A 14191-nucleotide genomic window follows, 5' to 3' on the forward strand; every position below is an offset into this window, starting at 1 on the left:
TACGGAAATGATCGTCTTGCCAAGTGTTTGGCTTGCGAAGCCCCCGGCGCCGGCGATAAGAACCCTTCAGTCAACAGTCCAAACCCCGGAGCGTTCGCGTGAAACCCAGGAAATTCCGAAAAATCAACGACGCCCTTGAGGAACTTGGGGTTAAACTGATCGACAAAGCCCCCGAAAATGACGAACGCGCCCGCCTTGAAGCGTTTGAGAGGGCAGGAGGCTTGACACGACCCGCCTATGCCTTGTCGCCGGGTATGGAGGAGTTCGATATCGCGCCGCTGGCGGCCGAATATGCCGAACATGCCGATGCGCTGGCCGCGTTGAAGGACCCGGCGCGCAGTCAAACCGGCTATCGGATTGGCAATGGCTATTATGATAGCCCCGATGCCGATGCCTTGTACCTGATGATCCGTCGGTTCAAACCTCGAAGGGTGATTGAGGTCGGCTGCGGCAACTCAACGCGCGTGACCCGGCAAGCGATCATCGACGGCGGGCTCAAGACGCAGATCACCGCGATTGACCCCTATCCGCGTGCAGACATCGCCCATGTGGTGGATCATTTCGAACAGAAACGGCTGGAAGAGGTCGACCCCGCGCTGTTCGATCAGTTAGAGGCGGGCGACATCCTGTTCATCGATTCCAGCCACGTCGTACGCATAAGCAATGACGTCGCACACTTGTTCTGTCGCATCATTCCTGCACTGAAACCCGGTGTCGTGATCCATGTGCACGATGTTTTTTTGCCCTACGAATATCCCAAGCGATTCTTCTATGACTGCCCCGGTTGGGGCGAGCAGTACATGCTGCACGCTTTGCTGCAATCTGGCGCGTTTTCAATGCTTTGGCCGGGGTATTACCTGCAACACGATCGTCCTGATGCGGTCGAGTCTTTGCCGTTCCTGGGCGATGGTCGAGCGCAAAGTATCTGGGTGCAGATCAAAGAAAATTGAACTCAAAGTGATCCGCTGCGGCTGAGGCCCCGTAACCCTTTCCATAACACGCTGGAGAGGAGATACAGCCATGTTCCGCCAAACACTGATGGGTGCCGCAGCCGCACTTGCCCTGACACTGCCGGTCAAGGCGCAAGCCGCCGACATCGTGGACACCGCCGTTTCGGCCGGGTCGTTCGAAACGCTTGTTGCCGCTGTTCAGGCTGCTGGTCTGGTCGACACGTTGAAAGGTGACGGCCCGTTCACCGTATTCGCCCCCACAGATGAGGCATTTGCCGCCTTGCCCGAAGGCACAGTAGAAACGCTTCTGCTGCCCGAGAATAAGGATCAACTGGTCGAAATTCTGACCTATCACGTGGTCCCGGCCAAGGTCATGTCCGGTGACATTGCTGGTAAGCGTGCAAAGGTACTGACGGTCCAAGGTGATCGACTGAGCGTCAACGCCAAGCGCGGGGTTAAAGTCAACGACGCCGAAGTCATTCAGGCTGACATTGAAACCAGCAACGGTGTGATCCACATTGTCGACGCAGTCATCCTGCCGGAATAACGCGCTGTAAAGTCATGAAAAAACCCCGGTCCTTGCGGCCGGGGTTTTGTGTTTCAAACCAGTCGAACTTGGGTTCCGACCTGGACGAGGGGATAGAGCTCCTCGACATGCTGATTGTAGAGCCCGATACAACCGGACGAGCTTTGACGTCCAATCTTGCGGGTATCATGGGTGCCATGCACCAGATAGGCAGGCCAGCCAAGATACATAGCCCGCGTGCCCAGCGGATTGCCCGGTTCACCGCCTTCCATGCGGATCGGCAGATCAGGATCACGCTCGCGCATCGACGCGGTCGGTGTCCAGCTTGGGTTTTCGCGTTTGCGTACAACCTCGGTATAGCCGCGCTTTGTCAGCTCTTCACTCATGGGGACTGAGCTGGGATACAGTTTGTAGGTCCCGTCCGGGCCCCAATAATGCACCGCGCGGCTGGTGATGTCGGCCAACAGAGCACCAACACCCAGCTCATCAAAATGGTCCTGCCAGTTCTGCTGCGAGAAGGACGAAACGTTACGGCGCACCGGAAGCTGCGTGCTGATCGCGTCTTCGTTCTGCGGGAATGCGTCAGAGCTTTGGGCGCGCACAAGGGCAGGGGTGGCCAACAGGGACGCTGCCCCCAACAAGGCAGAGCGACGGGTCAAGCGGGAATTGGACAATTTGGCCTCCGGTTCAGGAACTGCTCGGTCTGTATTTTGTCGATAAAATATTGGCGATCGATGCACATTTCCAGACATCTTGGCCTGAATTTATCGTGAAATCGGCGCTTCGGCCTGAATTCGGCAGACCGTTGCCGAAAAAAACCGGCCCCCGAAGGGGCCGATTCAAAAACTACGTGGCATTTAGTCCATGGCTTTGAAGTTAAATTCGCCGCCTTCTTTGATGCCCGATGGCCAGCGCGCCGTGACCGTTTTTGTCCGGGTGTAGAATTTGAAACTGTCCGGGCCGTGCTGGTTCAGATCGCCAAACATGGATTTCTTCCAACCGCCAAAGGTGTGATAGGCCAGCGGAACCGGGATCGGAACGTTAACGCCCACCATACCGATGTTCACACGGCTGGCAAAGTCACGCGCGGTGTCACCGTCACGGGTGAAGATCGCGGTGCCGTTGCCATATTCATGGTCCATCGCCAGTTTCAGTGCTTCTTCATAAGATCCCGCGCGGACAGTCGACAGGACCGGACCAAAGATCTCTTGCTTGTAGATGTCCATATCCGGGGTCACGCGGTCGAACAGGTGTGGGCCGACAAAGAAGCCGTCCTCATAGCCCTGTAGGCTGAAGTCGCGGTTGTCGACGACCAGTTCTGCGCCTTGTTCGATGCCCGAGTTGATCAGGCCAAGGATACGCTCTTTCGCGGCTCCGGTGACGACGGGGCCCATGTCCACGTCATCGCCTGCTGTATAGGGGCCGACCTTCAGCTTTTCGATGCGCGGCACCAGCTTTTCGATCAGCGCATCGGCGGTTTCCTCACCCACAGGAACGGCGACCGAAACTGCCATGCAGCGTTCGCCAGCCGCGCCAAACCCGGCACCGACCAGTGCGTCGGCGGCCTGATCCAAATCCGCGTCGGGCATGACGATCATGTGGTTCTTGGCGCCGCCAAAGCACTGTGCACGTTTGCCATTCGCCGTGGCGCGGGAATAGATGTACTGCGCAATCGGGGTCGAACCCACGAAAGAGACGCCCTGAATGATCTCGCTGTCCAGCAGGGTATCCACGGCCTCTTTATCGCCATTGACTACTTGGAACACGCCCTTGGGCAGACCAGCCTCGACAAACAGTTCCGCCAGCATCAGCGGGACCGAGGGGTCACGTTCGGACGGTTTCAGAACCACGGCATTGCCGCAGGCCAGTGCCGGGCCCACGTGCCACAGCGGCATCATGGCGGGGAAATTGAACGGCATGATCGACGCCACAACACCCAGCGGTTGGCGCATGGAATACATGTCGATGCCGGGGCCTGCGCTGTCGGTGTATTCGCCCTTCAGCATCTGTGGTGCGCCGATGCAATATTCGATCACTTCCAAACCACGCTGAAGGTCGCCTTTGGCGTCAGGGATGGTCTTACCGTGCTCGCGGCTGAGCGCCTCGGCCAGCTTGTCCATGTCGCGGTTCATCAGGCCAACCATGGCCATCATCACCCGCGCGCGTTTCTGCGGGTTGGTGGCTCCCCACGCGGGTTGCGCAGCGGCGGCGCTTTCGATGGCAGCCGTGGTCTCGGCCGCATTGGCCATCGGGCATATGTATTGAACTTCACCCGTAGCAGGGTTGAAGACGTCGTCAAAGCGACCAGACGTGCCGGACACGTTCTCGCCGTTGATGAAATGGGACAGTTCGGACATTGCGAATTCCTCCGTTACCTTTGCGCGCACAATAGGCTTGCAAAAATCGCGTGAACAGAGGCAATGTCTCAAATATGTTTTGCAAAAATGCAAAGAGTATGCGGTGACGCCGAATTGGGATGATATGCGGGTGTTTCTGGCGGTTGCGCGCGAAGAAAGCCTGTCCGCCGCGGGTCGGCAACTTAAGATCGACCCCGCGACAGTGGGCAGACGGATTGCTCGGCTTGAGGCTTCGCTGAACGCGCCTTTGTTCACCAAATCTCAGCAAGGCTATGTTCTGACCTCAGCCGGAGAACGTCTGCTAGGTCACGGGTTGAAAGCGGAAGAGGCGATGCGCGCTGCAGCAGGGGCCATGGCGGGGTCGTCCAAAACGCTAAGTGGCCAGATAAGGATCGGGGCCCCCGATGGTTGCGCCAACTATCTGCTGCCACAGGTTTGCGCGCAAATCTGCGATGCCAATCCCGATCTGGATATCCAGATCCTCGCCTTGCCCCGTGTCATCAACCTATCCCGACGCGAGGCGGATATGGCTGTGACCGTCAGCGCGCCGACGGCAGGCCGGGTGCTGGTTCAGAAAATCACCGACTACCGGTTGCATCTGGTTGCCAGTGACGAATATCTTTCCGCGCGGCCCGCGATCCCAACGCCCGAAGCACTGAAAGGGCATCGGATGATCGGCTATATCCCGGACATGATCTTTGACCGGGAACTCGACTACCTGGTCGATCTTGGGGTTGACCGTGTCGCACTTGCATCGAATTCCGTATCGGTCCAGTTGCGCCAGGTTGCCTTGGGCTCTGGGGTTTGTGTGGCCCACGATTTCACGCTGCCATTCCATCCAAATCTGCGGAAAATCCTGACGGATCATGTCAGTCTGACCCGGAGTTTTCATCTGGTCCGACATCAAGGGGATCAGCGAAACGAGCGCCTGAACCGGTTTGCAACTGCGCTGACCGCTGGAATTCGTGACGAAGTGGCGCGGCTGGAAGCGGCAGCTTCATCTTGACACATTCAAACATTCCGGCAACGCTTTGGAAAACAGCAAGTTATTTCGGAGGTTTCGCCTATGCTTGTTCAGGCCATTCTGAAATCCAAGGCCACCGAAGGGGTCATGACGGTTGCCCCGGACGTGACCGTGTCCGATGCGTCGAAAATTCTGGCAGAAAAGCGGATCGGTACGGTTGTGGTGTCCGAGGATGGCGGGAAATCCGCAGCAGGCATTCTGTCGGAACGCGATATCGTCCGTGAACTTGCGGCCAGCGGCAGCGGATGCCTCAGCAAACCGGTCAGCGCCTACATGACCAGCGATCTGGTAACGGCGACGCGTCAGGATTCGGTCCAAGATGTCCTGAGCCGCATGACCGAAGGACGGTTCCGTCACATGCCTATTGTCGAAGATGGTAAATTGATCGGCATCGTTACACTTGGGGATGTGGTCAAAGCGCAATTGTCCGAACTGGCAATGGAGAAAGAGGCGCTGGAAACCATGATAATGGGGCACTAATCGCCTCGATATCCACGCCAACCTATTGCACCTGCGGCAGAGTTGTGTTTGCTTGCGCAGAAATTTTGTTGCGCAGGAGGCGGCGATGAGGGTTGGATTATATCCCGGAACTTTTGATCCGATCACCTTGGGTCATATCGATATCATTCGCCGCGCATCCGCACTTGTGGACAAGCTGGTGATTGGGGTTGCGATCAACCGCGACAAGGGACCTTTGTTCACTTTGGAAGAACGCGTCGCCATGATCGAGGCTGAATGCGCGCATCTGACCGAGCAGACCGGCACGGAAATCGTTGCGCATCCCTTTGAAAACCTGCTGATTGATTGTGCCCGCGATGTTGGGGCTCAGATCATCGTGCGGGGCCTTCGGGCCGTGGCGGATTTCGAGTATGAATTCCAGATGGTCGGGATGAACCGCGCGCTGGACAATTCGATTGAGACGGTCTTTCTGATGGCCGAGGCCCGCCATCAGGCGATCGCCTCGAAACTGGTGAAAGAGATTGCCCGTCTGGATGGGGACGTGTCGAAATTCGTCACGCCCCGTGTCGATGCGGCGTTGAAAGAGCGTCTAGGTTAACGCGCCCATAGCCGCTGCTGTATCCAGCATCCGGTTCGAGAAGCCCCATTCGTTATCATACCAGGCCAGCACCCGGACCAGAGTGCCGTCGGTTACCTTCGTCTCGGGCAGGGACACGGTCGAGCTGTGGGAATCGTGGTTAAAATCGACCGAGATCAGTGGGCGCTGTTCCGCCGCAAGTACGCCGGGGATCTTGGCTGCCGCTTCTACGAACAGGGCGTTGACCTCTTCCTCGGTAGTAGGGCGCGAGACTTCGGCGACCAGATCGACAACCGACACGTTGGGCGTCGGTACGCGGATGGCCTGTCCGGTCAGTTTGCCTTGCAGCTGCGGTAGCACAAGACCCACGGCAGAGGCCGCTCCGGTTGTTGTCGGAATCATCGACAAAGCCGCGGCGCGGGACAGGTAGGGGTCTTTGCCAGCGGAATCGTGCACCGGTTGGCTGGCCGTATATGCGTGCACCGTCGTCATGTTGCCATGAACAATGCCAAGGCCCGCATCAAGGGCGGCAGCAACGGGTGATAGGCAGTTCGTGGTGCAAGACGCGTTCGACACAATGGTATCCTGAGCGGTCAACTCGTGATCGTTGACGCCGAATACGATCGTTTTCACGCCACCATCCCCACGGGCCGGTGCCGAGATCAGAACCTTCTTAGACCCATTTTCCAGATGACGGTCAGCAGCCTCGCGCGTGCGGAACACGCCGGTGCATTCCAGTACGACGTCCACATCGGACCAGTTCAGGTTTTCCGGGTCACGCTCGCTGGTCAAACGTATGGGACCGGCGCCAACATCCATTCCGGCTTCAGACAGCGTTACTGGCTTGGAGTACCTGCCATGGACACTGTCAAACTCGAACAGATGCGCGTTCATCTCGGGCATGGCCAGGTCGTTGATGGCGACGATTTCAACATCGGTTCGGCCAGTCTCCATAACAGCGCGCAATACGTTGCGTCCGATGCGTCCAAATCCGTTGATTGCCAGTTTGAGTGTCATGGTCTGCTCCGTCCGTCTTTCGGCTTGTGTTCGAGTTAGCGCTAACAAAGCCAGAACGAAGAAAAAGTCAAGCAAAACCTCTGTCAGCGCCAGACGGCGACCCAATCCAGGAAGGTAAAAAGTTTCTTGCCAAGGAACACGAAATGCTCGGGCCCGAACAGGGCATAGTCTAGGCAGGCGGCCCCCAGAATCAAAAGACCCAGCCAGATAGCTATTTGATTGGTCATCGAGGCCCCGAACGAAAATGCCCGCCCAGATAACCTGAGCGGGCAAATATGTTCAAGAATTCAATGGCGTCTTAGTTAAGACGGCCCATCGCAACTGCGACATCCGCCATGCGGACCGAGAAGGCCCATTCATTGTCATACCATGCCAACACGCGCACCATGCGGTCACCGACCACGCGGGTTTGATCCGGTGCGAAGATCGAGCTTTCTTCGGTGTGGTTGAAATCGGTCGAAACCAGCGGCGCGGGCTCATAGCCCAGAACGCGCTGCATATGACCCTGCGAAGCTTCACGCACGATAGCGTTGACCTCGTCTACGGTCACCTCGCGGCCGGCGCGGAAGGTCAGGTCCACGGCCGAGACATTCGGAGTCGGAACCCGGATTGCGGAGCCATCCAGACGACCTTTGAGGTTCGGCAGAACCTCACCCAGCGCCTTGGCAGCACCTGTCGAGGTTGGGATCATCGACATAGCGGCAGCGCGAGCGCGGTACAGGTCGCTGTGGCGGCGGTCCAGCGTGGGCTGGTCGCCGGTATAGGCGTGGATCGTGGTCATGATGCCATGCTCAATCCCGATGCCTTCGTCCAGAACCTTGGCAAGCGGAGCAAGGCAGTTTGTGGTGCAGGAGCCGTTTGAGACCATTTTGTCATCAGCAGCCAGGCTGTTGTGGTTCACGCCATAGACGATGGTTTTATCGACATTCTTGCCCGGAGCAGACAGCAGAACCTTTTGCGCGCCACGCTCAAGATGCGTCTTGGCTTTCAGGCCGTCATTGAACTTGCCGGTGCACTCCAGAACGACGTCGCAGCCTTCCCAGTCCAGCTCGTTCATGTCGTAGGTCGAGAACATCTCCATGGGGCCGCGGCCCAGATCCATGGTGTTGCCCTCGATCGAGACGTCGCGGGGGAAGCGCCCGTGGACGCTGTCATATTTCAGCAGATGCGCCGTGGTTTCCAGCGGGCCGGTTGCGTTGACCTTGATCACTTCGATGTCGTTGCGGGCCGATGCCGCGATATGCGACAGGGTGCAGCGGCCGATACGGCCAAAACCATTGATGCCGACCTTGATGGTCATATGACGTCTCCAAAATGCGCTTGCGTTGCAGGCGATATAGCGGCCCTAACGCGTTCTCAAAAGAGTAAAAGTGACATATTTTTAACGTGTTAGCGCAAACCTTGGCCGGTATCGCTAACGCTTGCGCTAGCTGAAAGATCAGGTAGGGTCCACCTGCGGCTGGTTACAGGAAGGAACTAGGCATGAGCGGTCTTTTGGCATTGCTGGACGATGTTGCCGGAATTGCAAAAGTTGCGGCATCGTCGGTTGATGATGTTGTTGCAGCGGCTGGCAAGGCGGGGGCCAAAACGGCGGGTGTAATCATTGACGATGCAGCCGTGACGCCAAAATACGTGCAAGGTTTCGCCCCGGCGCGCGAGTTGCCGATCATCTGGCGCATCGCGCGCGGGTCGGTTTTCAACAAGATCGTGCTGCTGCTGCCCGTTGCGCTGTTGCTGGCTAATTTCGCGCCTTGGCTGATCACGCCTTTGCTGATGCTGGGCGGGTCTTATCTATGTTTCGAGGGGGCCGAGAAGATTTTCCATGTCCTCTTCCCCCATGGTAGCCATGCCATCGACGAGGATATGAAAGTCCGAGATCCAGGCCATCTGGAAGAGCAGAAAGTCAAAGGTGCAATAAAGACCGATTTCATCTTGTCGGCCGAGATCATGACCATCGCGCTGGCCGCCATTGAGGCGCCGAACATCTGGATGCAGGCGGCGACGCTGGCTGTTGTCGGGATCGGCGTGACGGTTGCGGTCTATGGCTCGGTCGCGTTGATCGTGAAAATGGACGATGTGGGCCTGTTTCTGGCGCAGAACGCACCAACGCCGATCGGGCGCGGAACCGGGCGAGGCTTGGTCAAAGCCATGCCGATTGTGATGAAGCTGCTTTCAATCGTTGGGACCGCCGCAATGCTGTGGGTCGGCGGGTCGATCATCATCCACGGGCTCGAGGTTTTGGGCTTTGGCTGGCTGGGCCACCACATTCACGACTGGGCCTATGCGGTGGGCCATATGGTTTCAGCGCAATATGAAGACGCGGCTGAGTGGATCGCCAAGGCAACTATGGACGGTGTGTTCGGATTAGCCTGGGGGCTGGCGTTAATCCCGGTGGCGACAAAGCTGCTCAAATCGCACTGATCTGGCCAATCCGCGCCGCCACAATGAGCGGCGCGGCATCGTGTCAGAAACCGTTGGTATTGCCTTTGACCACAACTCCGGACCCGTCGATCTTGCCGTCTTTGAACAAGGTCACGGCGACCCCGTCAATTTTCAATTCCCAGCAATTCTTGGGGTCTGTGCCGTATTGAAAGCACATGCCACTATCCGTTGCTTCCCACTTGCCCGTGTAGCCCTCGCCCTTGATGGTGCCATCAGCGGCGTAATATTCGGTAAACGCGCCCGACAGCATACCTCCGGCATAGGTGTGGCCCGCCATGGTTTTCTGAATCTCTTCCTTGCTGGCAAATTCAGCCGCAAAGGCTGGGGCGGCGGTGGCTATGACAACGGCGCAGAGGACGGCGTGGAGTTTCATATTTGGTCTTCCCTGTGACTGGTTGGTTTTGCCGCAGGTAATGCGTTTCAGTGGGGAGGATAGGGCAGGCGGGGTCACAATGACTCACCAACCTGTGACAGGAAACAGGTATGAAAAAAGGCGACCACTGTGGTCGCCTTTTTTTTGATTTGATATGCGTTGCGGGTTAGCCCAGCAGGTCCTTGACCTTTGCAACGGTGGCCTCGGCAGTGATGCCGAAATGCTTATACAGCTCACCCGCGGGGGCCGACGCACCAAAACCCGACATGCCGATGAACCCAGCCTTGGCTTCACGGCCACGCTCGCCCAGCAGCCAGCGATCCCAGCCACCGGCGCGGACGGCGGCCTCGATGCCGACGCGGACGGCACCGGCGGGCAGCACGCGCTTGCGATAGGCTTCGTCCTGCTCGGCGAACAGCTCCATACAGGGCATGGAGACGACGCGGGTGCCGATGCCTTCGGCCTCAAGCATCGCTTTGGCTTCCATCGCCAGTGACACTTCCGAGCCGGTGGCAATCAGGATGGCCTGACGTTTGCCTTCGGCCTCGGCCAGAACATAAGCGCCTTGTGCGGTCAGGTTCTTGGTTTTGTGATCCTTGCGCACGGTCGGCACGCCCTGACGGGTCAGCGACAGGACCGAGGGGCTTTCCTTGAAGGTCAGCGCCAGTTCCCATGCCTCAGCCGTTTCAACCGTGTCGGCGGGGCGGAACACATAGGTGTTGGGCGTCGCGCGGCTGATGGCCAGATGTTCGACCGGCTGGTGGGTCGGGCCGTCTTCGCCCAGACCGATAGAATCGTGAGTCATCACGAAGACCGACGGGATTTTCATCAACGCGGCCAGGCGCATCGACGGACGCGCATAGTCGGTGAAGGCCATGAACGTGCCGCCATACGGGCGGATGCCACCATGCAGCGCCATGCCGTTCATCGCAGCGGCCATCCCGTGTTCGCGGATACCGTAGTGGATGTAACGGCCCTTGCGGTTTTCCGGCAGGAACACGCCCATATCCGCAGATTTGGTGTTGTTCGACCCTGTCAGGTCAGCCGAACCGCCAACGGTTTCGGTCATGATCGGGTTAACGACGTTCAGAACTTTTTCCGACGAGGCGCGGGTGGCCAGTTTCGGTTGGTCTTCCGAGGCTTGTTTCTTGAACGCGCGGATCGCGCCGGCCAGTTTCTTGGGCGCTTCAAACGCATAGGCGCGGTTGAACTCGGCCTGCTTACGCTCGGACAGCTCGGCAAAGCGGGCCTCCCATGCGGTGCGCTCGGCGGCACCACGGGCACCGATGGCTTCCCAAGCCGATTTCACGTCGGCAGGGATTTCAAACGCGCCATGCGGCCAGCCATAGCCTTCTTTGGCGGCTTTTAGTTGATCCTGATCGGTCAGCGCGCCATGGCCTTTTGATGTATCCTGAGCCGCGTGACCCAGAGCAATGTGGCTTTCGCACGCGATCATGGTCGGTTTGTTCGACTTTTTCGCTTGCACGATGGCTGTGTCGATGGCTTGCGGGTCATGGCCGTCGATCTCGATCACATGCCAGCCCGAAGCCGCGAAACGGCGCACCTGATCGGTCCGGTCTGCGATGTCCACGGTGCCGTCGATGGTGATGTTGTTGTTGTCCCAGAAGACAATCAACTTGCTCAGCTCATGACGTCCGGCGAGGGTGATCGCCTCTTGGCTGACGCCTTCCATCAGGCAGCCGTCGCCCGCGATCACATATGTATAGTGATCAACGACCTTCTTGCCGTAGTGCGCGCGCTGGATTTCCTCGGCCATGGCAAAGCCCACAGCGTTCGAGATACCCTGACCCAGCGGGCCGGTGGTGGTCTCAATTCCATCGACCAGAAAGTTTTCCGGATGGCCTGCGGTTTTTGCGCCCAACTGGCGGAAGTTCTTGATCTCGTCCAGCGTGACGTCAGCGTGGCCGGTCAGATACAGCAGCGAATAGATCAGCATCGAACCATGGCCGGCCGACAGGATGAACCGGTCGCGGTCGGGCCAGTTCGGGGCCGAGGCGTCAAATTTCAGGTGCTTTTCGAACAGCACGGTCGCAACATCGGCCATGCCCATCGGCATGCCAGAATGGCCGGAATTGGCGGCGGCGACGGCGTCCAGGGTCAGGGTGCGGATGGCCGCAGCTTTGTCCCAATGTTCGGGGTTTGCATTGCGCAGCGCAGTCAGGTCCACGGGCGTTATTCCTTTGGATTACGGGCAGATTGCGCGCTGAATACCACTCAGCCCTCAAAGTGCAAGCAGAACCGGGGGTTACGCGGTCGCAGTGGTTCAAGAATGCGGTCCAAGTGATTGAAAGCAAACAGTGGGTATTTTCCGCGCCATTCGGTTAGACTAGGCCAAGACGAAGACAATGTTGATTCGCACAAATCACATTTCAAGGAACCTTGGTAAACAGGTGGCACAGGTATGAGCCAGATCGAAGAACTACAACGTCGCATTGTCGCCGCGATGGAACGGATTGGGGCCGGCGTCGATGCCTTGGGCACCAAACCAGCAGATCCCTCCGGACAAGACGATGTACTGAAAGCTGCATTGGATGACGAAAAAGTTGCCAACGCGCAGCTTGAAGAGCGTTTGAAATCGCTGAAACAGCGCCACGAGCAAGAGGTCGACGCGATGCGCGCCGACATGGAAAACTTGCGTGCAGCCCCGGTCGAAGACCCTGAGGCGCCTCAATTGCGTCAGCAATTAGCAGAGGCGACCGCGAAACTGGCTTCTGTCGAAGCGGCGCGGGCCGAGTTGGCCGAAGCCAAGGCGGCTTTGGAAAATCAGGATGAACTGGACGCGCTGAAATCCGAAAACGAAGAGTTGAAGGCCGCGATCAACGGAGCTCTGGTTCTGGAAGAAGAAAACGCGCGTCTGCGGTCCGAATTAGCTGATAGCGAGCGGGTTGCTGAACTTTCGGCCGAGTTGGAGATGCTGCGCGCCGAACGCAGTAGCCACGGGGCCGCGATGTCGCGTCTGGATGATGACCTGCAACGGATGCGCAAGGCAAATGAACAGCTGCGCGAAACGGTAGATGAACTGCGGTCTGCCTCGCAAAACGGAATGCCGGATGCCGAATTGTTGAACCGCGCCACGGTGGCCGAGCTTGAGGCGACCCGCGCCGCACAAGCCACAGACGCGGCCGAAGCCCACGCAGTTCTGGCCCGGCTAGAGCCGTTGTTGTCGCGCGCGAAACTGGCGGAAGGTGAGGTGGAGTAATGCCCGAGGTGACCATTCAAATCGGCGGTCGTGGCTTTGAAGTCTCGTGCCAGCAGGGGGAAGAGGTGTTCTTGCAGGCCGCTGCCAAGATGTTGGACGACGAGGCTCAAGTGCTGTCGGATCAGATTGGCCGGATGCCGGAATCGCGGATGTTGCTGATGGCTGGGCTGATGCTGGCCGATAAGGCCGCCGCTACGGATGATCGTATCAAGATGCTGGAAGGCAAGCTGGCTGAGGTCGAGGCCGAGGTGCAGACCCTGCGCAACGCCCCGCAGCCTGAACCAGAGCGTGTCGAAGTGGCGGTCGTGCCGCCCTCGGTCACGGATACGCTGGCGGAACTGGCCGCACGGGCCGAGGCATTGGCGTCGGTGGTGGAAGAGAAAGCGGGATGAAATTTTTCCCTGCTACTGCGCTAGCTTCCATGCTGGGCATGTGGGGCAGCGTCGCGTCGGCCCAGATAGACGTCCTGCCTGTGACCTTCACATGCGAGAACGGCACGCCGCTGGAGGTGATCTTTTTCAACGCTGCAGACGGTGCAAGTGCTGCGGCGATGTTGGTGGATAACCGGTTGATTGCATTGGAGCAGACCATCAGCGGGTCGGGTATCCAATACCGCTCCAGCGGTCCGGGTGGCAGCTATGTCCTGCGCTCGAAAGGCTGGGACGCAACTGTCAGCTATCTGGCGGCAGGGGATGCCGCCAGCGAGCAGGTTGTTCTAAGCGATTGTAGTAGCCGCTAATCAGGCGTTAGCTTCGCGGATCTTGTCGGCGGCATCTTTGTTGTAGCCGACGCCATTGTCGTCAAACAGCGTGTCCAGTTCGCCGGACAGGGTCATCTCGGTGATGATGTCGCAACCGCCGACGAATTCACCTTTGACGTAAAGCTGCGGCACGGTCGGCCAGTCGGAATAATCCTTGATGCCCTGACGGACCTCTTCATCAGCTAGAACGTTCACGTCGGCATAGTCGACGCCCATATAGTTCAGCACACCAGCCACGCGGGACGAGAATCCGCATTGCGGCATTTCCTTGGTGCCTTTCATATACAGCACCACATCGTTGGCTTTGACGGTTTCGTCAATCTGGGTTTTCACGTCAGTCATTTCGCGTTTCCTTTGCTCTTCGGCATCATCGCTTTGGCATAGTCTTGAGGATCTTTCGGGACACGATATTGGGTGGAATGTCCACCTCCGGACCCGCCGGAATCATAGATGGTGAAAATCGTGCGGTATCCTAATCCGGGAAGA

17 protein-coding genes are annotated in these 14191 nt (G+C 58.2%); 9 read left to right on the top strand and 8 right to left on the bottom strand.

Annotation, left to right across the window (positions count from 1 at the left end; genetic code table 11):
* Positions 1 to 98 precede the first annotated feature (98 nt).
* Both ACR0DB_RS15945 and ACR0DB_RS15950 read left to right on the top strand, forming a co-directional pair.
* Positions 99 to 950, top strand: a complete 852-nt coding sequence (locus tag ACR0DB_RS15945; protein ID WP_480552070.1) for a class I SAM-dependent methyltransferase — start codon at positions 99 to 101, stop codon at positions 948 to 950.
* A 70-nt stretch (positions 951 to 1020) separates the two neighbouring features.
* Complete coding sequence (locus ACR0DB_RS15950) at positions 1021 to 1497, top strand: fasciclin domain-containing protein (RefSeq protein ID WP_480552071.1); 477 nt, start codon at positions 1021 to 1023, stop codon at positions 1495 to 1497.
* A gap of 53 nt (positions 1498 to 1550) precedes the next feature.
* Here the strand turns inward: ACR0DB_RS15950 and ACR0DB_RS15955 are convergent, their stop codons facing one another.
* Together ACR0DB_RS15955 and ACR0DB_RS15960 are read right to left on the bottom strand one after the other, a co-directional pair.
* Complete coding sequence (locus ACR0DB_RS15955) at positions 1551 to 2150, bottom strand: L,D-transpeptidase (protein WP_170769642.1); 600 nt, start codon at positions 2148 to 2150, stop codon at positions 1551 to 1553.
* Between the two features lie 183 nt (positions 2151 to 2333).
* On the bottom strand, positions 2334 to 3833 hold the full coding sequence (locus ACR0DB_RS15960; RefSeq protein ID WP_480552072.1) for a CoA-acylating methylmalonate-semialdehyde dehydrogenase: 1500 nt from the start codon (positions 3831 to 3833) through the stop codon (positions 2334 to 2336).
* Positions 3834 to 3936: 103 nt separating this feature from the next.
* On the opposite strand from ACR0DB_RS15960, the gene ACR0DB_RS15965 reads away from it, so the two are divergent.
* The 3 genes from ACR0DB_RS15965 (at position 3937) to coaD (ending at position 5914) form a co-directional block, all read left to right on the top strand.
* Complete coding sequence (locus ACR0DB_RS15965) at positions 3937 to 4839, top strand: LysR family transcriptional regulator (RefSeq protein ID WP_480552073.1); 903 nt, start codon at positions 3937 to 3939, stop codon at positions 4837 to 4839.
* A gap of 60 nt (positions 4840 to 4899) precedes the next feature.
* Entirely contained in the window at positions 4900 to 5337 is a 438-nt protein-coding gene (locus tag ACR0DB_RS15970; protein WP_170786633.1) for a CBS domain-containing protein, read from the top strand.
* Between the two features lie 85 nt (positions 5338 to 5422).
* Positions 5423 to 5914: a pantetheine-phosphate adenylyltransferase gene (coaD, locus tag ACR0DB_RS15975; RefSeq protein WP_170769646.1), complete on the top strand. Its 492-nt coding sequence runs from the start codon at positions 5423 to 5425 to the stop codon at positions 5912 to 5914.
* On the opposite strand, the gene gap (ACR0DB_RS15980) is transcribed toward coaD, so the two are convergent.
* The 3 genes from gap (ACR0DB_RS15980) to gap (ACR0DB_RS15990) all read right to left on the bottom strand — a co-directional run bounded on the left by gap (ACR0DB_RS15980) (position 5906) and on the right by gap (ACR0DB_RS15990) (position 8210).
* Positions 5906 to 6910 (bottom strand): type I glyceraldehyde-3-phosphate dehydrogenase, encoded by a 1005-nt coding sequence (gap, locus tag ACR0DB_RS15980; RefSeq protein ID WP_480552074.1) that lies wholly within the window; start codon positions 6908 to 6910, stop codon positions 5906 to 5908. The genes coaD and gap (ACR0DB_RS15980) overlap by 9 nt on opposite strands.
* Positions 6911 to 6993: 83 nt before the next feature.
* Positions 6994 to 7137 carry a hypothetical protein gene (locus ACR0DB_RS15985; RefSeq protein WP_170769648.1) on the bottom strand — a complete coding sequence of 48 codons (144 nt, stop codon included), beginning with the start codon at positions 7135 to 7137 and terminating at the stop codon, positions 6994 to 6996.
* Positions 7138 to 7208: 71 nt separating this feature from the next.
* Positions 7209 to 8210 (bottom strand): type I glyceraldehyde-3-phosphate dehydrogenase, encoded by a 1002-nt coding sequence (gene gap, locus ACR0DB_RS15990; protein WP_170791060.1) that lies wholly within the window; start codon positions 8208 to 8210, stop codon positions 7209 to 7211.
* Positions 8211 to 8392: 182 nt separating this feature from the next.
* On the opposite strand from gap (ACR0DB_RS15990), the gene ACR0DB_RS15995 reads away from it, so the two are divergent.
* The gene (locus tag ACR0DB_RS15995) at positions 8393 to 9331 is read left to right on the top strand and encodes a DUF808 domain-containing protein (RefSeq protein ID WP_480552075.1); all 939 of its coding nucleotides are present in this window, start codon (positions 8393 to 8395) and stop codon (positions 9329 to 9331) included.
* Between the two features lie 43 nt (positions 9332 to 9374).
* Here the strand turns inward: ACR0DB_RS15995 and ACR0DB_RS16000 are convergent, their stop codons facing one another.
* Positions 9375 to 9725, bottom strand: a complete 351-nt coding sequence (locus ACR0DB_RS16000) for a hypothetical protein (RefSeq protein ID WP_170786641.1) — start codon at positions 9723 to 9725, stop codon at positions 9375 to 9377.
* Between the two features lie 166 nt (positions 9726 to 9891).
* Positions 9892 to 11913, bottom strand: a complete 2022-nt coding sequence (tkt, locus tag ACR0DB_RS16005) for a transketolase (protein ID WP_480504379.1) — start codon at positions 11911 to 11913, stop codon at positions 9892 to 9894.
* Positions 11914 to 12147: 234 nt separating this feature from the next.
* On the opposite strand from tkt, the gene ACR0DB_RS16010 reads away from it, so the two are divergent.
* The 3 genes from ACR0DB_RS16010 to ACR0DB_RS16020 are packed head-to-tail and all read left to right on the top strand — an operon-like array spanning position 12148 to position 13684.
* Positions 12148 to 12945: a hypothetical protein gene (locus tag ACR0DB_RS16010; RefSeq protein ID WP_480552076.1), complete on the top strand. Its 798-nt coding sequence runs from the start codon at positions 12148 to 12150 to the stop codon at positions 12943 to 12945.
* Positions 12945 to 13337 (top strand): cell division protein ZapA, encoded by a 393-nt coding sequence (locus ACR0DB_RS16015; protein WP_170786647.1) that lies wholly within the window; start codon positions 12945 to 12947, stop codon positions 13335 to 13337. The genes ACR0DB_RS16010 and ACR0DB_RS16015 overlap by 1 nt, the downstream gene beginning before the upstream one ends.
* Positions 13334 to 13684, top strand: a complete 351-nt coding sequence (locus tag ACR0DB_RS16020; protein ID WP_480552077.1) for an MliC family protein — start codon at positions 13334 to 13336, stop codon at positions 13682 to 13684. The genes ACR0DB_RS16015 and ACR0DB_RS16020 overlap by 4 nt, the downstream gene beginning before the upstream one ends.
* On the opposite strand, the gene grxD is transcribed toward ACR0DB_RS16020, so the two are convergent.
* On the bottom strand, positions 13685 to 14047 hold the full coding sequence (gene grxD, locus ACR0DB_RS16025) for a Grx4 family monothiol glutaredoxin (protein ID WP_170769656.1): 363 nt from the start codon (positions 14045 to 14047) through the stop codon (positions 13685 to 13687).
* Between the last annotated feature and the right edge of the window lie 144 nt (positions 14048 to 14191).

The organism is Ruegeria sp. AB6 (genome assembly GCF_056542685.1).